The following is a 19,538-nucleotide window of genomic DNA, read 5'->3' on the forward strand; positions in this document are numbered from 1 at the left end:
GACCTTCGACCCCACAGCACCACCCCGATCGTCACCCGATCGACCCCGGCTCGTCGCCGCCCCGGCCCGGCCACGACCTACCGTGAGCACAGATCCGACCACGGAGGTGCGTGATGACCACGGACGCGCAGGACCTCGACCCCGCCCGACTCGACTCGATCCTCGGGCAACTCGTCACCGACATGGGTGCCGCCATGAACGGCGCACTCGTGCTCATCGGCGTCGACCTCGGCCTGTGGCGGGCCCTCGACGACCACGGTCCGGCCACCAGCACCCAACTCGCCGAGCGGACCGGGCTGCGCGAACGCTACCTGCGCGAATGGCTCTCCGCCCAGGCCGGCAGCGGCTATCTCCTCCACGACCCCGACACCGGCACGTTCACCCTGCCCCCGGAACACGCCCTGGCGCTCGCCCGCCAGGACAGCCCCGTCTACATGGCCGGCGGCTTCCACCTGATCGGCTCGGTCTACAAGGACCGCGCCCGCATCACCGACCGCATCCGCACCGGCGACGGTTTCGGCTGGCACGAACACGATCCGGAACTGTTCGTCGGCACCGAACAGTTCTTCCGGCCCGGCTACCGGGCGAACCTCGTCGACGCCTGGCTGCCCACCCTCGACGGGGTCGTCGACCGGCTGCGCGCGGGCGCTGTCGTCGCCGACATCGGGTGCGGGCACGGGGTGTCGACGACGATCCTGGCGCAGGCCTTCCCGCAGTCCACCGTCCGCGGCTTCGACTACCACGACGCGTCGATCGCGCGGGCGCGGGAACTGGCCGCCGAGCAGGGGATCGGCAACGCCGTCTTCGCCGTCGCCTCGGCCGCGGAGTTCCCGGGGGAGGGCTACGACCTGATCTGCTATTTCGACTGCCTGCACGACATGGGGGATCCGGTCGGGGCGCTGCGGCACGCCCGCGAGGTGCTCGCCGGGGACGGGACGGTGATGCTCGTCGAGCCGTTCGCCCGCGACAGTCTCACCGAGAACCTCAATCCGGTGGGGCGGATGTACTACGCGGCCTCGACGGTGCTGTGCACGCCGTCCTCGCTGTCGCAGCCGGTGGCGTTGGGACTCGGGGCGCAGGCCGGCGAGCAGCGGCTGGCGGAGGTGGCCCGGGAGGCGGGGTTCGGGTCGTTCCGGCGGGCGACGGAAACTCCGTTCAACCTGGTGCTGGAGGCCCGCCCCTGAACCACCGTTTCGTCACTGTGACGATTTAGCGGTGGTCGACCGGAGGTCGTCCGGACAGGTTCGGAGGAGTCACGCCACCGGCGCGATGGCGCGCGCGGCGCGACCTGCGGCAGGATCGACGGGTGGACCGCGCCGCCCGTCTCGCCCTCGCCGTCGACCGTCAGCAGGGATGCTGCCTGTGGTGCGGTCGCACCTTCGGCCGGTTGATCCCGCCGACCACCGATCATCTGGTACCGCGGCTCAAGGGCGGCCCGAGCATCACCGCCAACGAGGTCGCCGCCTGCCGGCGCTGCAACGCCGACCGCGGCCACACCGGGCCCGTGGACTGGCTCGACGACTGCCTGCACCGACCGGACCGGGCGCCGCAGACCGAACTGCTCGTGACGATGCTCGGCGAGCTGGACGCCGCACTCGAACGCGACGGCGGCCGGCGCCGGGCGCGGCAGTATCTGGCGAGCCAGTTGCGCCGGTTGCGCGGCATCACGTCGTAACAGGCCGTACCCGACCCGACCACCGTCATACCGTCACAGTGACGTTTTGACGTGGGCGGAGCGGCGTCGGAGGGGACCGGCCGACGTGGCACTCGAACATCGATTCGAGGAGCCCGCAGGGGGCGCAGCCCGGGCAGAGTCGCGCCGAATCGCGAGCACCGGCAGGCGGGCGAACTCGGCGGATCCAGCCGGATCGGCAGGATCCGAACCGGGGCGAACCGGGCACCGGGACGACGCACCGAGGCGGAGCGTGCGCACCACTGCGGCCGGCGCAAGAGCGACGGCGAACGCGTGGCAGCGCGCGGCGCCGACACAGCACCGAGCACCGACCCGGCGCGGCGCGCACGAACCGGCAGACCCGAGGTGCGGCCGGCCGATGCGCGTCGATGCAGGCGTCGACGCGCGTTTCCGCGGGTGGATAAATTGCCGATAATCTACATTATGTCAACTAGCCGGTACGGAACCCTTCCCGACCACGGGTGAAGCGACCGCGCGGACGCACGGCCGGACGGGCTCGTTCGTAGGGTTTCCGGCGGCAGCCACCCCAGGTCCCGGTCATCGCCTCCGTTCCCGGGCGCCCGGCCGCACCCGCGCTCCACGTCGGCCCGGGCCCGGCCCGGCCCGACCCTACGAGTGTCCGCGTGCCGCCGGTCGGCCCGCCGGACGATCCGTCGGCGGCCGCCGGCGTGTCCGGATCCGCGGGTTCGTCGGACGATGCACCGCGCGTGCGCGTGTCACGTCGACGGGTTGCAGCAACCGGTCGCGACAACCGGAAACCCTCCGCAGACGCCGTGGATGCGCCGAGGTCGGCACGTCGGGTTCCACCCGCCCCCACTCGTGGCCCGACCCCTCTTCGGATGATCTTGATGGATAATCACCGTTATCCACGAATCACGGTGTGCATCAATACCTTCGGTGTTGCCCGAGAGATTCTTCCACCTCCACGCGCCACGCGCATTCCCGTTGCGCACCGGGCCGGCTCGCCCCCTCCCAGGGCGTCCGCCCGTCTGCTACCCCACCCGTCCGTCGCGAACCGGCTCGAGCGTCGTATGTACGCGCCTCTCCCCTCGTCCCGTCCCGTCAGCCGTGGTGCCGGCGGTATCCGGCCGCCGCCCCGGAGTGCAGCGGGACGTCGGCGGTGACGATCAGCGACTGCCGATCGAGGAACTGGCTGCCGGTGGCCTGGGCCGGCACGAGTCCGGACGTGTGGTCGACCAGCAGATCGACCAGGGCGACGGCCGCTACGTCCGACACCGCGGGGCCGGCGAGCAGCAGGTTGCCCGGCCCGATGGTGGCGACGGCATCCGGATCCCCCGCCACCAGCGCGGCGAGATCGGTGACCGATCCGGGGGTGTATTCCGGGACGATCCCGACGGGTTGGGTCCGCAGGGAAGTGGGCGCTGTCGGGGAGGTTCGGGGTGGTGCTCCCCCACCTCGGTTGCGGCAGGTTCTACGGTGGTCGTCGTGACGATCCCCGCATCGAGCTATCTTTTCCAGGCGCAGACCTTCGTGAGCGGCCGGCACAAGCTGCAGTTGAAGGCGGCGTTGGCGACGGCGAAACTGTGCGAGCGCTTCAATCGTCCGTACCCGCAGTCGGTGCGGTCGATGGTGGCCACCGCCTACGACCTGCTGCGGATGGATGCGCCCGAGGTGGCCGCCGAGTACGGTCCGCCCGCCGTCTGAGCCCGGTGCCCGGCGCCGGGTACTGTGCAGCACAACTCGCGTCGCCGTGCGGTGACGCGGAGCGCACGTCGAGCACGCTTCTCCGACGACGAGGACGGTGACCGATGAATCCCCCGGTGTGGTTGACCCCCGGGCAGTTGGCCGAGCGGTCGGGTGTGGCGGTGTCGGCGTTGCACTACTACGAGTCGCGGGGGTTGATCACCAGTCGCCGCACGGCGGGGAATCAGCGGCGGTATCGGCGCGACACCCTGCGGAAGGTCGCGTTCATCAAGGTGGCGCAGGGTGTCGGGGTGTCGTTGGACGAGATCCGGGAGGCCTTCGACTCGTTGCCGGACAACCGGGTGCCGACGGTGCAGGACTGGGCGCGTCTGTCGCGGGCGTGGCACGACCGGTTGACCCGCCGGATCGAGGACTTGGTGGCGTTGCGGGACCGTTTCACCGACTGCATCGGCTGTGGGTGCCTGAGCCTGGCGTCGTGTCCGCTGGCGAATCCCGGGGACGTGCTGGGGGCGCAGGGGCCGGGTCCGCGGCGGTTGCCGGTGCACGACGAGCCGCCGGCGGATGCGCCGGTGAGGTAAGGATGTCCGTGCTGGCGGGATCGGGTGCGGTGGTGCCAGGATGACGGAATGTCGCTTCCCGAACGGTCGTTGGACGATGCCGCGGATGTGCATCGGGGTGGGGAGCCGCACGCCGGTGGGTTGGCGTCGCGGCTGAACTGGTTGCGGGCGGGGGTGCTCGGCGCGAACGACGGGATCGTGTCGACCGCGGGTTTGGTGGTCGGGGTCGCGGCGGCGACGACGAACGAGCAGGCGATCCTGACCGCGGGGGTGGCGGGCTTGGCGGCGGGGGCGGTGTCGATGGCGTTGGGTGAGTACGTGTCGGTCAGTGCGCAGCGCGACACCGAGCGCGCGGCGCTGTCGAAGGAGCGGTGGGAGCTGGCGGCGATGCCGGACGCCGAGCTCACCGAGCTGGCGGGATTGCTCGAGGCTCGGGGGTTGTCGGCGGAGACGGCGCGGGTCGCGGCGGAGGAGTTGACGGCGCGGGATCCGCTGGCGGCGCATGCGCGGGTGGAGTTGGGGATCGATCCGACGGAGCTGGCGAATCCGTGGGCGGCGGCGTTCGCGTCGGCGGTGGCGTTCACGCTGGGGGCGTTGGTGCCGTTGCTGGTGATCGTGGCGGTGCCCGACGCGGTGCGGGTGCCGGGGACCTTCGTGGCGGTGCTGGTGGCGTTGGCGGCGACCGGGTCGATCAGTGCGTGGCTGGGCCGCGCGCGGCGGGTGCGGGCCGTGGCGCGGGTGGTGCTCGGTGGGGCGTTGGCGATGGCGGTGACCTATGTGGTGGGGCAGTTGTTCGACACGGTGGTGTGACGAAGCTGCCCGGAGTCCATACCATCGGATAACCGATTATCCGATGGTATGGTTCGGCGATGGCATCGGTTGACGACGCGCGCTGGCCCCCCGTCACCTACGAGGACCACCCCTGGGCCGACAGCGACGCCCACGGTTCGCGGCGCGAACGTCGCCTCATCACCGGCCCCTATCGGGCGGCGGTCCCGGCGTTCATCGCGCATCGCTCCCTCCCCCTGGGCACCGAGGTGCAGGCCCTGATCGAGGAGGCCGCCGCGGAACTGACCCGGTTCGACACCGAGGTCGGGCACATCACCGCCCCGTTCGCGTCGATCCTGTTGCGTACCGAGAGCGCGTCGAGTTCGGAGATCGAGAACCTCTCCAGCGGGGCACGGCAGATCGCGCTGGCCGAGCTCGGTCAGCACGCCTCCCGCAATGCACGGTTGATCGTCGGGAACGTGCGGGCGATGCGCGCGGCGCTGGAGTTGTCCGATGTCATCGACGCCGACGCGATCCTGCGCATGCACCGGGCGTTGCTCGAGCACGACGATCCGGCGATCGCGGGCCGGTGGCGGAGTCAGCAGGTGTGGATCGGCGGCGGCAGCCTCGGCCCGCACACCGCGCAGTTCGTGCCGCCGCACCACGAGCGGGTACCGGAGCTGATCGACGACCTCGTGGTGTTCGCGACTCGGGTGGATCTGCCGGTGGTGGCGCAGATCGCGGTGGCGCACGCCCAGTTCGAGACGATCCACCCCTTCCCCGACGGCAACGGCCGGGTGGGGCGGGCGCTGGTGCAGGCGATGCTGCGCGGTGGGGGCCTGACCCGCAGTGTCGCGGTGCCGGTGTCGGCGGGGCTGTTGCACCACACGGCGGAGTACTTCGAGGCGCTCGGCGCCTACCGGGCCGGGGACGTCGAGCCGATCGTACGGTCGATCGTGGACGCGTCGTTCGCGGCGGTCGCCAACGGGCGCCGGCTCGTCACCGATCTGGAGGCGGTGCACGCCGACTGGCGGGACCGGGTGCGGGCGCGGCGGGATTCGGCGGTGCACCGTCTGCTGAAGGTGTTGTTGCGGCAGCCGGTGATCGACAACCGGACGGCGGCGAGCGAACTGGCGGTCACCGGTGCGAACGCGCAGATCGCGATCGACCGGTTGGTGGAGGCCGGGGTGCTCACGCAGATCACCGAGGGGCGCCGCAACCGGATCTGGCAGGCGAAGGATGTGGTGCGGGTGCTCGACGAGTTCGCCGCCCGCGCGCGGCGGCGGCGCGGCTGAGCCCGTCCGCGGGCCGGCGCGTGTGGTCGGGGTGCGGGTGGCGTCGGTCCCGGCTGTCACACTGGTCTCGCACAGGTGTACGACGGGAAGGGAGCTGCGGGTGATGACGGGCCGGGACGAAGCGGGCCTGCTCGAGTGGGTGGCGTCGTACCTGGAGACCCTGCAGACCGCGAAACGGTCGGCGCACACCGTCAAGGCCTACCGGCTCGACCTGCACGGGGTGTGCACCCATCTGGCCGCGGTGCACGGAACCGCGGTGGAGCAGCTGCAGGTGGCCGATCTGTCGATTCGGGCGTTGCGTTCGGCGTTCGCGGCGTTCGCCGCCGATCGGCAACCGGCGTCGGTGCGGCGCGCGTGGTCGGTGTGGAACAGTTTCTGCAACTTCCTCGTCTCCGAGGGCATCTCGGAGGGCAATCCGATGGCGTCGATCGCCCAGCCGAAGCGTCCCCAGCACACCCCGAAGGCGTTCTCCCCCACCGCGATCAACCAGCTGGTGGACACGGTGACGGTGGACGCGCAGCGGCCGGCGGAGTCGGCGCGGGACTGGCCGCAGCGGGATCTGGCGTTGATCGCGACGCTGCTGCTGACCGGGATCCGCTCCGAGGAACTGATCCGCCTCGATCTGGGCAGCATCCTCGGTGGCCGGGAGGCGCCGGTGCTGCGGGTGCTCGGCAAGGGCGGGATCGAGCGGGAGATCCCGTTGGAGGACAGCTGGACGGCGATCGTGTCGGCCTATCTGGAGGAACGCTACGCCCGGTTCCCGGTGGCGCGGCGCCGCGACCGGGACCGGGAGGAGCTGCCGATCTGGGAGCGGCACGATCCGGCCGATCCGTTGTTCGTCGGGGCGGACGGGCAGCGCATCACCCGTGGCACGCTGCAGTACCGGGTGCGGCGGATCTACCGGCGGGCGGGGATCGAGTCGGAACGCAAGCGCGGGGCGCTGGCGCACGCGCTGCGGCACACCTTCGCGACGAGCCTGGCCGACAGCGGCGCGACGATGGTGGAGTTGCAGCAGTTGCTCGGGCACCGGTCGTTGCAGACGGTGCAGGTGTACACCTCGGCGACCAACGATGCGGTGCGGCACGCCGCCCGGCACAACCCCGTCTACGGGTTGCTGGCGCCGCGCGCCGAGCGGGCGGACGGCGACGCCGGGGCGGGCTGATCGGGTCGGCCGGTTGCGCTGTGAGGGGGCGCGGCACCTGCAAGACTGGGGTGCGATCCATCGGGCTACGCGTGAGGAGCATCCATGAGCGTCCAGCAGACCGAACCTCGGCGTCATCGGGTGGTCGTGATCGGCTCCGGTTTCGGTGGGCTGTTCGCGACGCAGGCGTTGGCGCGTGCCGATGTGGACGTGACGGTGGTGGCGCGCACGACGCATCATCTGTTCCAGCCGTTGCTGTACCAGGTGGCCACGGGCATCCTGTCGGTCGGTGACATCGCCCCCGCCACGCGGATGGTGCTGCGCAAGCAGAAGAACGCGCAGGTGCTGCTCGGGGAGGTCGAGACCATCGATCTGGAGAACCGGACGGTGACCTCCCGGTTCCTCGAGCGTTACACCACCACCCCGTTCGACAGTCTGATCGTCGCCGCCGGGGCGGGCCAGTCCTATTTCGGCAACGACCAGTTCGCGGAGTTCGCGCCGGGCATGAAGACCATCGACGATGCGCTCGAGTTGCGGGGCCGCATCCTCGGGGCGTTCGAGCAGGCCGAGTTGTCGCACGACCACGACGAACGCAGCCGGTTGCTGACCTTCGTCGTGGTGGGGGCCGGCCCGACCGGGGTGGAGCTGGCGGGGCAGATCGCGGAGCTCTCGCGCCGCACCCTCAAGGACGCGTTCCGCCACATCGATCCGACGGAGGCGCGGGTGGTGCTGCTCGACGGGGCCTCCGATGTGCTGCCGGTGTACGGGGGCAAGCTCAGCCGCAAGGCCCGCAAGACCCTCGAACGGCTCGGGGTGGAGATCCAGCTCGGGGCGATGGTCACCGATGTCGACGCCGAGGGGCTGACGGTCAAGGACAAGGACGGTTCCGAGCGGCGCATCGAGTCGCAGTGCAAGGTGTGGTCGGCGGGGGTGGCGGCCAGTCCCCTCGGCAAGCAGCTCGCCGAGCAGTCCGGGGCCGGGATCGACCGGGCGGGCCGGGTGGAGGTGCTGCCGGATCTGACGCTGCCGGGTCACCCGCACGTGTTCGTCATCGGCGACATGATGTCGCTGAACAAGTTGCCCGGTCTGGCGCAGGTGGCGATGCAGGGCGGCAAGTACGCCGCGCGGCAGATCATCGCCGGGCTCGAGGGCGCGGATCCGTCGCAGCGGCCGCCGTTCAAGTACTTCGACAAGGGCAGCATGGCCACCATCTCGCGGTTCAGTGCGGTCGCGAAGATCGGCAGGCTCGAGATCAGCGGGTTCGTCGGCTGGGTGGCGTGGTTGTTCATCCACCTGCTGTATCTGGTGGGGTTCTCGTCGAAGGTGTCGACGCTGGTGTCGTGGGCGCAGGCCTTCCTGTCCACCGGCCGCAACGAGATGGCCGCCACCGAACAGCAGGTGTTCGCGCGGCTCGCGCTCGAGCACATGCGCGCGGCGCAACCGAGCGAGGCGGGCACCAGCGCGGACCGGGCCGCCGGTGAGGGGTCCGCGCGGGGTCGTGGGGGTGCGCAGGCCGCGGGCTGAACCGAGGACGTCCCGGGGGGCGGTCCGGTGTCGTGCCGGGCCGCCCCCGCGGTGTGAGTGGGTGTCAGTGGCCGATGCGGGCGGCGTCGGTGATGTTCGCCAGCCGCACCTGCCCCTGCGCGACCGTGCGGTCCTGCTCGTCGGTGATGACCACCCGCCACAACTGCTGGGTGCGGCCGCGGTGCACGGGGGTGCCGGTGGCGGTGAGGACCCCGTCGCGGGTGGCGCGCAGGAAGTCGGTGTTGTTGTTGACACCGACGACGTTGCCCTTGTCCCCGAGCCAGTTGGCGGCGGCGACGCTGGCGACGGACTCGATCACCGCGCAGTACACGCCGCCGTGCACGATGCCGTAGGGCTGGTGCTGCGAGGGGGTGACCGTCCAGCGGGCCCGCGCGAGGTCGGGGCCGATCTCGGTGAACTCGAGGCCGAGCGCGGAGTTGAATCCGGTGTCGTTGACGGCGTTGATCGCCTGCAGGTCGTTCGGCTGGAGCTGGGCCGAGGTGGACTGGTCGCTCATACGGTTCCCCTTGTTCGTGCGCGAGGTCGGCCGCCGGGACCGGTGGCCGTCGAACGATGGTAGGACATCACCGTTTTCGGGCGGCGCGCCGAGCAGCCGGGTTCGTCCCGTCGGGGATGGGGACCGGGGGCGGTCAGCTGCTGCCGGTGAACAGGCACACCGAACCGAAGCAGCCCGGCTCGGCGGGCGGCTCGGGCGCCGGTTCCGGTTCGGGTTCGGCGGCGGGCACGGTCAGGCGGATCGGTTCGCGGTTCTTGACCATGGGCGGATGGTCGGAGTCGCTGGTGACCCAGTAGTCGACCATGCCCGTGCCGTCCTTGACGGCGCGGCACCAGTAGTCGACCCGCCACTGCCCGTCCGGCACGTCGGTGAAGTCGTGGGTGTACACCCCGCCGGTGGTGGTGAGCACGGCGTAGTCGAGCGGCGGATTGTCGTCGGTGTACGGGGGTGCGCCGAGGAAGATGCCCTTGCAGCCCTTCTCGTCGACGTCCCCGGTGTAGGTGTCGGTGACCGTGACGGTGACGGTGTGGCCGTCGACCGCGGCGGCGACGGTGATCTCCCCGTCGGCGTCGGCGGCGCCCACCGACGGGGCGAACAGGCCGGTGAGCGCAGCGGTGACGGCGACGGCGGTGAAGCGAGCGAGCGGACGCACAGGGACCCCCTGTGATAGGCGTATGCCCGATGGCCGAACGATGCTGCCGATTCTAGGGACTCGACCGCGCCGTGGACCCCGATTCGCGGACCTGCCGGGTACGAACCGCCGGGTCCGAGCAGGGCGGCCTCCCGGTCCACCGTGGAGATCCACCGCACGGGCAGCACCCATTCGCGGTAGTCCTCTCCGGGACGGGGGGCCCGCGACGTCGTGCCGATAGGGGCCGTTCGACTCCAGGCTGCGGAACGGCACGTCCCGGCCGTCGATCGTGAGCACCGCCTCGTCGGCGGGTCGGGCGGGACCGGTGACCTCACCGATGCCGACGTACCCGGTCTTGGGGATGCAGGTGAACACCCGCGCGCCGACCGGGACCTGTCGGAGGGTGCGGGAGAACCACTTCCCGCCGCCGGCGGAGACGAATCCGTAGCGGCGCGCGTCGTCCCGGCGATAGGTGGCGTAGATCGAGCGCACCTCGTCGTCGGTCGGGCTCCGCACCCACGCGCCGTAGTCGAGGACCTGGGCGACGACGTCGCGGGGTGTGCCATCGGGTTTGAGTTCGAGGATGTGCAGGCCGCCCTCGGCGGTGGCTCTTCGGGGTGCCCGGACACACGACGGTGGGCCCCACATTCGTGAGGCCCACCGCGGGAAGGGACCGGGAGTCACTGCAGCCCTCAGGACTCCGGCTGGTCCGGCAGATCGGAACTGATTCGATTATAGGGAAGGCTGCCCTAATCTGGCAAGGCCTCGAACGGGATATCCGGCGGCGACGAAGGCGTCGAGGAGCTCCTGGCCGCGGCGCGCAGCGGTGCGCCGGGACGCTCCCCCGAGCACGGGCAGCTGCGCGGCGCCGGTGACGACGGTGCGGCCGACGATGCCCCAGAACCGGCCCGCGTCGAGCGGGCCGTTGGTGCGCACCGCGGCGTACACGGCGGTCAGGGCGGTGACGGAGCGGTGTGCGGTCCACACGGCCATGGCGCGTTCGCACGGGAGCACCACGACGTCGCGGTGGCCGACGGCGCGGTCCTCGGGCAGCACCCGCAGGGTGTCGTCGGCGACCCCGGCCCAGTCGATGCAGCCGTCGGAGTCCATGTGCAGCCACAGGTTGTCGAGTCCGGGATCCCAGACGCGACCCTCGAGGGCGTACGGGGCGAGCACCCGGCCGACGACGGCGTGGATGAGCGCCGCGGCGACCTGCTCGGCGGCGATGCGGGGCTCCTCGACGTCGGCGAGGGCGCGGGCGTAGAGCAGGTCGATGCGCTGCTGGCGTTCCGGGCCGCCGAGGAACCACCAGCGGCGGCGGGGCTCTTCGTCGATACAGGCCACTGCGTACACCCGGGGAGCGCCCGCGGCGAGGGCGCGCAGGCGGGCGCGCGTGTCCTCGAACGGGCGGACGGGCGCGGCCGTGGGCGGCAGCAGCAGAGTCGTCATCCGACACCTCCTGATCGACGGAAAGATCGCTTAGGTAAGGCTAACCATTGCATCTGGAGGTGGTGAGCGCAACCCCACCGGCATCGTGTCCCCACTGCCGCCACGAAATAGGATTCCGTAACCTAACTGCGGGGAGATTCGTGGTTGTTCCGGATCACGAACATCCCGATCCCGTTTCGTCATCGTCGAGGAGCACCCCGCGCCCGTGACCGCCACCGACCACGCCGCACCCCCGGACACCGATCCGGACGCGGCCCCCACCGCGGGCCGAAAGGTCACCGCCGCCCTGTGCGATCTCGCCCTGATCGCCCTGCCCCTGCTCGTCGGGGCCCTGCTCGTCGACGCCCTCGCCGACACCAAGGGCGGCGGCCAGACCGACCGCATCGTCTTCGGCGGCGCCGCCGTCCTCGCCGCCCTCGGCCTCGCCTGGTGGAACCGCGGCCACCGCGCCGGCCGCACCGGGCAGAGCCTCGGCCTGCAGTGGACCGGCCTGGTGCTGCGCGACCGCACCACCGGCGGCCCGGCCGGCGCGCGGCGCGCCCTGCTGCGGCGCGGCACCGAGACCGTCACCGCCGCCCACGCCGCCGCCGACGGCTTCACCCCCCGCGCCGCCGCGACCGGGATCGCGGCGCTGCGCCGCCGCCGCATGCTCGGCATCGCCGCGCTGCTGGTGCTGCTGGCGCTCGTGGCGCTGGCCAGCATCGCCATCGGCGCCCGCCCGATGACCTTCGGGGAGGTCTTCCACGCCCTGACCGTCAACGACGGCTCCGAGACCGACGTGATCGTGCACTCGCTGCGCATCCCCCGCACCCTGCTCGGGCTGCTGGTCGGCACCGCCCTCGGCGTCGCCGGCGCCCTCATCCAGGGCCACACCCGCAACCCCCTCGCCGACGCCGGTCTGCTCGGCATCAACGCCGGCGCCGCCTTCCTGGTGGTGCTGTCGATCTACCTGTTCGGGCTCAACACCCCCGCCCAGTACCTGTGGTTCGCCTTCGCCGGCTCCGCGCTCGCGAGCGTGGTGGTGTTCGGCTTCGCGTCCATCGGCAACGGCGGGTCGAGCCCGCTGAGTCTGGCCCTCGCCGGCGCTGCGGTCGCGTTCTTCCTGCAGGCGATGATCCAGACCATCGTGCTGCTCGACCAGACCAGCCTCGACGGCTACCGCTTCTGGGTGGTCGGCTCCGTCGCCGGCCGCGGCATGGACATCTTCTGGCAGGTGGCCCCGTTCATCGTGGTCGGGGTGCTCGTCGCGATCGCCTCCACCCCCGCCCTGAACCTGCTCGGCCTCGGCGAGGACGTCGCCCGCTCCCTCGGCACCAACATCGTCACCACCCGGATCATCGGTATCGCCGCGATCACGATCCTCACCGGCGCCGCCACCGCCGCCTGCGGCCCCATCGCCTTCGTCGGCCTGATCGTCCCGCACATCGCCCGCGCCGTCACCGGCCCCGACTACCGCTGGCTCGTCCCCTACGCCGGTCTCCTCGGCGGGGTGCTGCTCGTGCTCGCCGACGTCATCGGCCGCATCGTGGTGCGCCCCGGCGAACTGCAGGTCGGTATCGTGCTCGCCCTCATCGGCGGCCCGTTCTTCATCGCGCTGGTGCGCCGCCGGAAGCTGGTGGGACTGTGACCGAGACGACCACGACCACCCCCAGCGGGCGCCGCTCCCGCTGGCACACCCCCACCCGCATCCCGGGCCGCCCCGCCTTCCGGCTCGGCCCCGTGTCCCTGGTGTGGCGCGGCCGCACCGTCGCCGTGTGCACCCTGCTGCTCGTCGCCACCTTCGCGCTGCTGTGCATCGCCCTCGGCCGCGGCGACTATCCCCTCACCCCGCTGCAGGTCCTCGAGGTGCTCGTCGGCGGCGGCGAACGCCTCGACCGGTTCATCGTCACCGAACTGCGCCTGCCCCGCGGTCTCGCCGCCGTCGTCGTCGGCGCCGCCCTCGCGGTGTCCGGGGCGATCACCCAATCGGTCTCCCGCAACTCCCTGGCCAGCCCCGACATCCTCGGCATCACCGCCGGCGCGTCCGCCGCCGCGGTCGCCCTGATCGTCCTCACCGGCGGCGGCTCCATCGTCGGGCTGCTCGCCGCCCTCGGGCTACCGCTGTCCGCGCTGCTCGGGGCGCTGCTCACCGCCGCCGTGATCTACCTGCTCGCCTGGCGGCGCGGCGCCGACGGGTTCCGGCTCGTGCTCGTCGGCATCGGCGTCAACGCCATGCTGCTCGCGCTCACCCAGTGGATGCTCGTCTCCGCCGACATCAACGACGTCAGCCGCGCCCAGGTGTGGCTCACCGGCTCCCTCAACGGCGTGTCCTGGACCCAGGTGATCCCCGCCGCGCTCGCCCTGCTGCTCATCGGCGGCTGGGCGCTTGCCGCGTCGTTCACCGTCGGGGTCCTCAAACTCGGCGACGACACCGCCCGCGCCCTCGGCGTGCGGCTGCAGGCCCAGCAGGCGCTGCTGCTCGTCGCCGCCTGCGGTCTCGCCGCCGTGGCCACCGCCGCCGCCGGCCCCATCGGCTTCGTCGCGCTCGCCGCCCCGCAGATCGCGTTGCGGCTCGTCGGCTCCGCCGGCCCCCCGATCTTCACCTCCGCGCTGACCGGGGCGTTCTTCGTCGTCGCCGCCGACCTGGTCGCCCGCACCATCCTGCCGGTGGCCCTGCCCGTGGGCCTGGTCACCTCCGCGCTCGGCGGCCCGTTCCTGCTGTACCTGCTCGTGCGTTCCAACCGAAAGGTGTCCGCGTGACCGACACGCATCGCCCCCCAGCACCGACGACCCCCACCTCCGGCGGGCACGCGGCACCCCGGCTGGTCGCCGACCACGTCAGCCTCGGCTACGGCGAACGGCTCATCGTCGACGACCTCGAGCTGACCGTCCCCACCGGCGTCGTCACCACCATCATCGGCCCCAACGGCTGCGGCAAGTCCACCCTGCTGCGGTCCCTGAGCCGCCTGCTCAAACCCCGCACCGGCACCGTGCTGCTCGACGGCCACGACATCACGAGCATGCGCACCCGCGAGGTCGCCCGCGTGCTCGGCATGCTGCCGCAGGCCCCGGTCGCCCCCGAGGGCCTGACCGTCGCCGACCTGGTCTCCCGCGGCCGGCACCCGCACCAGTCCTGGTTCCGGCAGTGGTCCTCCGACGACGAGGACGAGGTCGCCACCGCCCTCGAACTGACCGGCATCGCCGACCTCGCCGACCGGCCCATCGACGAACTGTCCGGTGGGCAGCGGCAACGCGCCTGGATCTCCATGGCCCTCGCGCAAGGCACCGACATCCTGCTGCTCGACGAACCCACCACCTATCTCGACCTCGCCCACTCGGTGGAGGTCCTCGACCTCGTCGACCGGCTGCACAGCGAACTCGGCCGCACCGTGGTGATGGTGCTGCACGACCTGAACCTGGCCATCCGCTACAGCGACCACCTGGTGGTGATGAAGCAGGGCCGCATCGTCGCCGCCGGTGCCCCCGCCGAGGTGATCTCCGTCGAGCTGCTGCGCGAGGTGTTCGCGCTCGACGCGTCGGTGATCGACGATCCGGTCTCCGACCGGCCGCTGATCGTGCCCATCGGCACCCGCCACGTGTACGGGACGGCCGGAGGACCCGCCACGGTGTGACGAAGGTCCCGCCCAGCTCAGACCCTACGACCAGGGGTAGTACGCACAAGCGTCGGAGAAATCCGTAGACTCGGGTCATGGCAGCACTAGGCGAACTCGAGCGCGCAGTGATGGACCACCTGTGGTCCTCCACCGAACCCCAGACCGTGCGACAGGTCCACGAGGCCCTCTCCGCCCGCCGCACCCTCGCATACACCACCGTCATGACGGTGCTGCAGCGCCTGGCGAAGAAGAACCTCGTCATCCAGCAACGCGACGACCGCGCCCACCGCTACCTGCCGGTGCACGGCCGCGACGAACTCGTCGCCAGCCTCATGGTCGACGCCCTCGACCAGGCCGACGAGACCGCCGGTCGCGCCGCCGCCCTCGTCCACTTCGTCGGCCGCGTCGGCGCCGACGAGGCCGCCGCCCTGCGCGCGGCCCTGGCCGAACTCGAAGCCAAGCAGGCCGCAGCGGACACCCGGCACGACACCGACCGGGCGGGCTGACACACTCGATGTCATGAACGCGACCACGGCGCTGTTCTTCGGAACGACGGCGCTTCTCCTCGCCGGCCCGGTGCCGGGGCTCCTCGCCCGCGCCGCCTGGCCGCACCGCAACCCCCGGGCCGCCCTGGTGTTGTGGCAGGCGGTGGCGCTCGCCGCGGTGCTCTCCGCGTTCTCCTGCGGCCTGGCCATCGCCGCCCGGCTGCTCGCCCCCGGCGCCGACGGCCGCCCCACCACCGGTCCCCTCGAGGAGATCGCCGCCCTCGGCCTGCCCCTGTGGCTGACCTACGTCGTCGTCTTCGCGCTCACCGTCCTCGTCGGCGCGCGGCTGACCTACTCGATGCTGCGCGTGGCGGTGCGCACCCGCCGCCGCCGCTCCCGGCACCGCATGCTCGTCGACCTGCTCGACCGCCGCGACAGCGGCGCCGCCGTCCGGCACCACCCGCACGTGCGCATCCTCGACACCGCAGACCCCCTCGCCTACTGCCTCCCGGGTCTGCGGCACCGGGTGGTGCTCAGCGAAGGCACCCTCGACAACCTCGACGACGACGAGCTACGCGCGATCCTGCGCCACGAACACTCCCACCTGCGGGCCCGCCACGACCTGATCCTCGAGGCGTTCACCGCCGTCTACGAGGCGTTCCCCCGCCTGGTGCGCTCCGGATCGGCGCTCGGCTCGGTGAAACTGCTCGTCGAGATGCTCGCCGACGACTCCGCCGTGCGGGTCACCGGCCCCACCCCCCTCGCGCGGGCACTGGTCGCCTGCGCCGGCGCCCACACCCCCACCGGCGCCCTCGCCGTCGGCGGCCCCACCACCGTGATCCGGGTGCAGCGCCTGTCCGGTCCGGGCCCGCACCTGGGGGTCTCCCTCGCCGCGTACACCGCCGCCGCCGCGATCCTGGTGGTGCCCACCATCGCCGTGGCGGTGCCCTGGCTGGTGGAACTGTCGCTGCTGCTCGGACTCTGAGCACCCCGACACGCCGACCCGCGGTTTTCCCGCCCCGATTTCGATCACTCACGGTTTGGGGGGAAGCTGTTATCCATGACCGTCGAAAACACCGAGACAGCCAAGGCCCAGATCGGCGTGACCGGCCTGGCCGTCATGGGATCGAACATCGCCCGCAACTTCGCCCGCCACGGCTACACCGTCGCCCTCCACAACCGCAGCATCGCCAAGACCGACGCGCTGCTCGCCGATCACGGCCACGAGGGCACCTTCATCCGCACCGAGACCGTCGCCGAGTTCGTCGCCGCCCTCGAACGGCCCCGTCGCGTGCTGATCATGGTCAAGGCCGGTGACGCCACCGACGCCGTCATCGAGGAGCTCGCCGCCGTGATGGAACCCGGCGACATCATCATCGACGGCGGCAACGCCCTCTACACCGACACCATCCGCCGCGAGGCCGCGCTGCGCGCCCGCGGCCTGCACTTCGTCGGCGCCGGTATCTCCGGCGGCGAGGAGGGCGCCCTCAACGGCCCGTCGATCATGCCCGGCGGCCCCGCCGAGTCGTACGAGGCGCTCGGCCCGCTGCTCGAGACCATCGCCGCGCAGGTCGACGGCACCCCCTGCTGCACCCACATCGGCCCCGACGGCGCCGGTCACTTCGTGAAGATGGTGCACAACGGCATCGAGTACGCCGACATGCAGCTCATCGGGGAGGCCTACAACCTGCTGCGCGACGCCCTCGGCTACGACGCCGGACAGATCGCCGACGTGTTCGCCGAGTGGAACACCGGCACCCTCGAGTCGTACCTGATCGAGATCACCGCCGAGGTGCTGCGCCAGACCGACGCCGCCACCGGCAAGCCCCTCGTCGACGTCATCGTCGACGCCGCCGAGCAGAAGGGCACCGGCCGCTGGACCGTCAAGGCCGCCCTCGACCTCGGGGTGCCGGTCACCGGCATCGCCGAGGCCGTCTTCGCCCGCGCCCTGTCCGGCTCCCGCGACCAGCGGGCCGCCGCCCGCGGCCTCGCCGCCGGCACCCTCGGCGCCGCCCCCACCGACACCGCGCAGTTCGTCGAGGACATCCGCGCCGCCCTGTACGCGTCGAAGATCGTCGCCTACGCACAGGGCTTCGACGAGATCGCCGCCGGCAGCGCCGAGTACGGCTGGAACGTCGACCGCGCCGCGCTGGCCACCATCTGGCGTGGCGGCTGCATCATCCGCGCCCAGTTCCTCAACCGCATCAAGGAGGCCTACGACGCGGACCCGCAGCTGCCCAGCCTCATCCTCGCGCCGTACTTCCGCGACGCGATCGAGGCCGGCATCGACAGCTGGCGCCGCGTGGTGATCACCGCGACGAGCCTGGGCATCCCGGTCCCGGCGTTCGCGTCGTCACTGTCCTACTACGACGGGCTGCGCGCCGAACGGCTGCCCGCCGCCCTCACCCAGGGTCAGCGCGACTTCTTCGGTGCCCACACCTACGAGCGCACCGACCGGCCCGGCAAGTTCCACACCCTCTGGAGCGGAGACCGCTCCGAAGTGGAAGCCTGATCCGATGACGGGCACGGCCGTCGCCGTCCTGTGCGCCCTGGCCGCCGCGGTGTTCATCGCCGTCGGCAGTGTCGCGCAACAGACCTCGGCCGCGGCCGTGCCCGACTCCGGGGACCTCGTCGGCTCGCTGCTGCGCAGCCCCCGCTGGTGGGCAGGGATCCTCGGCGACGGCGGCAGCTACATCCTGCAGGTGATCGCCCTGACGTTCGGGTCGGTGCTGCTCGTCCAGCCGCTGCTGGTGACCTCCCTGCTGTTCGCGCTGCCCATCGCCGCCGCGACCGGGGGGCGCCGCGTCGACCGCAGCACCTGGCTGCTCGCCGGGGCATTGTGCGCGGCCCTGGCGATCTTCCTGCTCGTCGGCAATCCCAGCGAGGGCCGCGGCGACGCCGCCGCGGCCCGCTGGGCGCTGCCCCTCGGCGCGGTGCTCGCCGTCGCCGCGGCCGCCGTGGCCCTCGCGCTGGCCTCCCCGCGGTTGCGGGCGCTCGCGTTCGGCACCGCCGCGGGCATCCTCTACGGGGTGACCTCCGCGTTCACCAAGCACGTCACCGACCTCGCCGAACACGGCATCCCGCAGCTGCTGGGCTCGTGGCAGACCTGGACGCTCGTCGCCGCCGGCGCCGCCGCGATCTACCTGCAGCAACGCGCCTTCCAGGCCGGCTCGCTGACCGCTTCGCTGCCCGCCCTGACCGTCGGCGAACCCCTCGCCGCGATTGTCCTCGGGATGACCGTGCTCGGCGAGCACCTGCGCACCGACAGCGCGGGTCTGCTGCTCGTCGGCGCCGCCGTCGTCGTGATGCTCGCCACCACCGTGCTGCTGTCCCGCCAGCAGGCCGCCGCCACCGGCGACACCACCCCCGGGGACGACACGGTGGCTACGCCCGCCCCAGCACCGCCACCAGAAACTCCGCGTCCTCGCTGAACGGCCGCAGATCCCAGGTCGACAACAGCAGCTGCGGCACCAGCCCCGCCTCACGGGCATCGTCGAGGAACCGCCCGAACTCGTAGTCCCGCCCGGCCCCGAAGCCGATCACCGCGCGGCCCGCCGGCGCCAGATGCGCCGCGAAGTTGCGCAGCACCGTCACCCGCGTCGACGGCGCCACGAAGGTCATCACATTGCCCGCGCACACGATCGCCTCGAACTCCGCGGCGATCCCCCGGCCCGGCAGATCCAGCTCCGCCAGATCCCCCACCAGCCAGATCGGACCCGGATGGTCCTCCTCGGCCGCGGCGATCAGCACCGGATCCACATCCACCCCCACCACCGTGTGCCCGGCGCGGTGCAGATACCCGCCGATGCGGCCCGGCCCGCACCCGGCGTCGAGGATGCGCGCACCCCGCGACACCATCGCATCGATCAGCCGCGCCTCCCCCACGGTGTCCTGCCCCTGCGCCGCCATCGCCCGGAACCGCTCGACGTACCACCGCGAATGCCCCGGATTCTCCGCCACCAGCTCCTCCCAGCGGCTCGGCACCCGCCCCGCACCCGATCCACCCGCGCCCGGCCCGCTCATCGCCACCTCGTCCTCCCGTTCTGCACTCCGGCACCTACGCTCCGGCACCCACGACTGCCCTGCCACGACCCACCGTAGGCCCCGCCGACGCGACACGACGGCAAGGACATCAGTAGAATCGATGCCCATCCGATACCGCTTCCGCGATGCGGCCCAGCCCGTGCGCGGACCCGACGAGAGGACACCGGTGCCCACGG

19 protein-coding genes and 1 pseudogene are annotated in these 19,538 nt (G+C 72.0%); 15 read left to right on the forward strand and 5 right to left on the reverse strand.

Features of this window, described 5'->3' with window-relative positions; all coding sequences use genetic code 11:
• Nucleotides 1-113 precede the first annotated feature (113 nt).
• Entirely contained in the window at nucleotides 114-1,184 is a 1,071-nt protein-coding gene (locus OED52_RS11035; RefSeq protein WP_264150955.1) for a class I SAM-dependent methyltransferase, read from the forward strand.
• A gap of 122 nt (nucleotides 1,185-1,306) precedes the next feature.
• Complete coding sequence (locus OED52_RS11040) at nucleotides 1,307-1,675, forward strand: HNH endonuclease (RefSeq protein ID WP_264150956.1); 369 nt, start codon at nucleotides 1,307-1,309, stop codon at nucleotides 1,673-1,675.
• Nucleotides 1,676-2,755: 1,080 nt separating this feature from the next.
• On the opposite strand, the pseudogene OED52_RS11045 reads toward OED52_RS11040, so the two are convergent.
• Nucleotides 2,756-2,989 (reverse strand): annotated as a pseudogene (locus tag OED52_RS11045) (TAXI family TRAP transporter solute-binding subunit); the annotation flags it as partial.
• Nucleotides 2,990-3,139: 150 nt separating this feature from the next.
• Between OED52_RS11045 and OED52_RS11050 the strand changes: the two are divergent.
• The 6 genes from OED52_RS11050 to OED52_RS11075 all read left to right on the forward strand — a co-directional run bounded on the left by OED52_RS11050 (nucleotide 3,140) and on the right by OED52_RS11075 (nucleotide 8,643).
• Nucleotides 3,140-3,358: a hypothetical protein gene (locus OED52_RS11050; RefSeq protein ID WP_264150957.1), complete on the forward strand. Its 219-nt coding sequence runs from the start codon at nucleotides 3,140-3,142 to the stop codon at nucleotides 3,356-3,358.
• Between the two features lie 104 nt (nucleotides 3,359-3,462).
• Nucleotides 3,463-3,936, forward strand: coding sequence for a redox-sensitive transcriptional activator SoxR (gene soxR, locus OED52_RS11055; protein WP_264150958.1), 474 nt, complete (start codon nucleotides 3,463-3,465; stop codon nucleotides 3,934-3,936).
• Between the two features lie 48 nt (nucleotides 3,937-3,984).
• A complete protein-coding gene (locus tag OED52_RS11060; protein ID WP_264150959.1) occupies nucleotides 3,985-4,725 on the forward strand; it encodes a VIT1/CCC1 transporter family protein in 741 nt (246 codons plus the stop codon).
• A gap of 59 nt (nucleotides 4,726-4,784) precedes the next feature.
• A complete protein-coding gene (locus tag OED52_RS11065; protein ID WP_264150960.1) occupies nucleotides 4,785-5,978 on the forward strand; it encodes a Fic family protein in 1,194 nt (397 codons plus the stop codon).
• Nucleotides 5,979-6,081: 103 nt separating this feature from the next.
• Entirely contained in the window at nucleotides 6,082-7,140 is a 1,059-nt protein-coding gene (locus tag OED52_RS11070) for a tyrosine-type recombinase/integrase (protein WP_264150961.1), read from the forward strand.
• Nucleotides 7,141-7,224: 84 nt separating this feature from the next.
• Nucleotides 7,225-8,643 (forward strand): NAD(P)/FAD-dependent oxidoreductase, encoded by a 1,419-nt coding sequence (locus OED52_RS11075; protein WP_264150962.1) that lies wholly within the window; start codon nucleotides 7,225-7,227, stop codon nucleotides 8,641-8,643.
• 64 nt (nucleotides 8,644-8,707) lie between these two features.
• Here the strand turns inward: OED52_RS11075 and OED52_RS11080 are convergent, their stop codons facing one another.
• The 3 genes from OED52_RS11080 to OED52_RS11090 form a co-directional block, all read right to left on the reverse strand.
• Nucleotides 8,708-9,160 carry a PaaI family thioesterase gene (locus OED52_RS11080; protein WP_264150963.1) on the reverse strand — a complete coding sequence of 151 codons (453 nt, stop codon included), beginning with the start codon at nucleotides 9,158-9,160 and terminating at the stop codon, nucleotides 8,708-8,710.
• A gap of 133 nt (nucleotides 9,161-9,293) precedes the next feature.
• Nucleotides 9,294-9,812, reverse strand: coding sequence for a hypothetical protein (locus OED52_RS11085; protein WP_264150964.1), 519 nt, complete (start codon nucleotides 9,810-9,812; stop codon nucleotides 9,294-9,296).
• 711 nt (nucleotides 9,813-10,523) lie between these two features.
• On the reverse strand, nucleotides 10,524-11,240 hold the full coding sequence (locus OED52_RS11090) for a hypothetical protein (RefSeq protein WP_264150965.1): 717 nt from the start codon (nucleotides 11,238-11,240) through the stop codon (nucleotides 10,524-10,526).
• A gap of 205 nt (nucleotides 11,241-11,445) precedes the next feature.
• Between OED52_RS11090 and OED52_RS11095 the strand changes: the two genes are divergently transcribed.
• From OED52_RS11095 to OED52_RS11125, 7 genes are all read left to right on the forward strand, one after another.
• Complete coding sequence (locus tag OED52_RS11095; protein ID WP_264150966.1) at nucleotides 11,446-12,867, forward strand: FecCD family ABC transporter permease; 1,422 nt, start codon at nucleotides 11,446-11,448, stop codon at nucleotides 12,865-12,867.
• The gene (locus OED52_RS11100) at nucleotides 12,864-13,979 is read left to right on the forward strand and encodes a FecCD family ABC transporter permease (RefSeq protein WP_264150967.1); all 1,116 of its coding nucleotides are present in this window, start codon (nucleotides 12,864-12,866) and stop codon (nucleotides 13,977-13,979) included. Before OED52_RS11095 ends, OED52_RS11100 begins: the two co-directional genes overlap by 4 nt.
• Entirely contained in the window at nucleotides 13,976-14,851 is an 876-nt protein-coding gene (locus OED52_RS11105; RefSeq protein WP_318841876.1) for an ABC transporter ATP-binding protein, read from the forward strand. Before OED52_RS11100 ends, OED52_RS11105 begins: the two co-directional genes overlap by 4 nt.
• Nucleotides 14,852-14,928: 77 nt before the next feature.
• Complete coding sequence (locus OED52_RS11110) at nucleotides 14,929-15,339, forward strand: BlaI/MecI/CopY family transcriptional regulator (RefSeq protein ID WP_264150968.1); 411 nt, start codon at nucleotides 14,929-14,931, stop codon at nucleotides 15,337-15,339.
• 13 nt (nucleotides 15,340-15,352) lie between these two features.
• Entirely contained in the window at nucleotides 15,353-16,303 is a 951-nt protein-coding gene (locus OED52_RS11115) for a M56 family metallopeptidase (RefSeq protein WP_264150969.1), read from the forward strand.
• 75 nt (nucleotides 16,304-16,378) lie between these two features.
• Complete coding sequence (gndA, locus tag OED52_RS11120; protein ID WP_264150970.1) at nucleotides 16,379-17,830, forward strand: NADP-dependent phosphogluconate dehydrogenase; 1,452 nt, start codon at nucleotides 16,379-16,381, stop codon at nucleotides 17,828-17,830.
• 4 nt (nucleotides 17,831-17,834) lie between these two features.
• Nucleotides 17,835-18,749, forward strand: coding sequence for a DMT family transporter (locus tag OED52_RS11125; protein WP_264150971.1), 915 nt, complete (start codon nucleotides 17,835-17,837; stop codon nucleotides 18,747-18,749).
• On the opposite strand, the gene OED52_RS11130 is transcribed toward OED52_RS11125, so the two are convergent.
• Nucleotides 18,703-19,341, reverse strand: a complete 639-nt coding sequence (locus OED52_RS11130) for a class I SAM-dependent methyltransferase (RefSeq protein WP_264150972.1) — start codon at nucleotides 19,339-19,341, stop codon at nucleotides 18,703-18,705. The two genes, OED52_RS11125 and OED52_RS11130, sit on opposite strands and share 47 nt — an antisense overlap.
• Nucleotides 19,342-19,538 lie beyond the last annotated feature (197 nt).

The organism is Rhodococcus sp. Z13, from assembly GCF_025837095.1.
GTDB classification, from domain to species: domain Bacteria; phylum Actinomycetota; class Actinomycetes; order Mycobacteriales; family Mycobacteriaceae; genus Rhodococcus; species Rhodococcus sacchari.

What these genes read in the sequence shown, in the direction of transcription:
- OED52_RS11035 (WP_264150955.1), top strand. Translation starts at nt 114, where the DNA reads ATGACCACGGACGCGCAGGACCTCGACCCCGCCCGACTCGACTCGATC.
- soxR (WP_264150958.1), top strand. Translation starts at nt 3,463, where the DNA reads ATGAATCCCCCGGTGTGGTTGACCCCCGGGCAGTTGGCCGAGCGGTCG.
- OED52_RS11060 (WP_264150959.1), top strand. Translation starts at nt 3,985, where the DNA reads ATGTCGCTTCCCGAACGGTCGTTGGACGATGCCGCGGATGTGCATCGG.
- OED52_RS11065 (WP_264150960.1), top strand. Translation starts at nt 4,785, where the DNA reads ATGGCATCGGTTGACGACGCGCGCTGGCCCCCCGTCACCTACGAGGAC.
- OED52_RS11070 (WP_264150961.1), top strand. Translation starts at nt 6,082, where the DNA reads ATGACGGGCCGGGACGAAGCGGGCCTGCTCGAGTGGGTGGCGTCGTAC.
- OED52_RS11075 (WP_264150962.1), top strand. Translation starts at nt 7,225, where the DNA reads ATGAGCGTCCAGCAGACCGAACCTCGGCGTCATCGGGTGGTCGTGATC.
- OED52_RS11080 (WP_264150963.1), bottom strand. Translation starts at nt 9,160, where the DNA reads ATGAGCGACCAGTCCACCTCGGCCCAGCTCCAGCCGAACGACCTGCAG.
- OED52_RS11090 (WP_264150965.1), bottom strand. Translation starts at nt 11,240, where the DNA reads ATGACGACTCTGCTGCTGCCGCCCACGGCCGCGCCCGTCCGCCCGTTC.
- OED52_RS11110 (WP_264150968.1), top strand. Translation starts at nt 14,929, where the DNA reads ATGGCAGCACTAGGCGAACTCGAGCGCGCAGTGATGGACCACCTGTGG.
- OED52_RS11115 (WP_264150969.1), top strand. Translation starts at nt 15,353, where the DNA reads ATGAACGCGACCACGGCGCTGTTCTTCGGAACGACGGCGCTTCTCCTC.
- gndA (WP_264150970.1), top strand. Translation starts at nt 16,379, where the DNA reads ATGACCGTCGAAAACACCGAGACAGCCAAGGCCCAGATCGGCGTGACC.
- OED52_RS11125 (WP_264150971.1), top strand. Translation starts at nt 17,835, where the DNA reads ATGACGGGCACGGCCGTCGCCGTCCTGTGCGCCCTGGCCGCCGCGGTG.
- OED52_RS11130 (WP_264150972.1), bottom strand. Translation starts at nt 19,341, where the DNA reads ATGAGCGGGCCGGGCGCGGGTGGATCGGGTGCGGGGCGGGTGCCGAGC.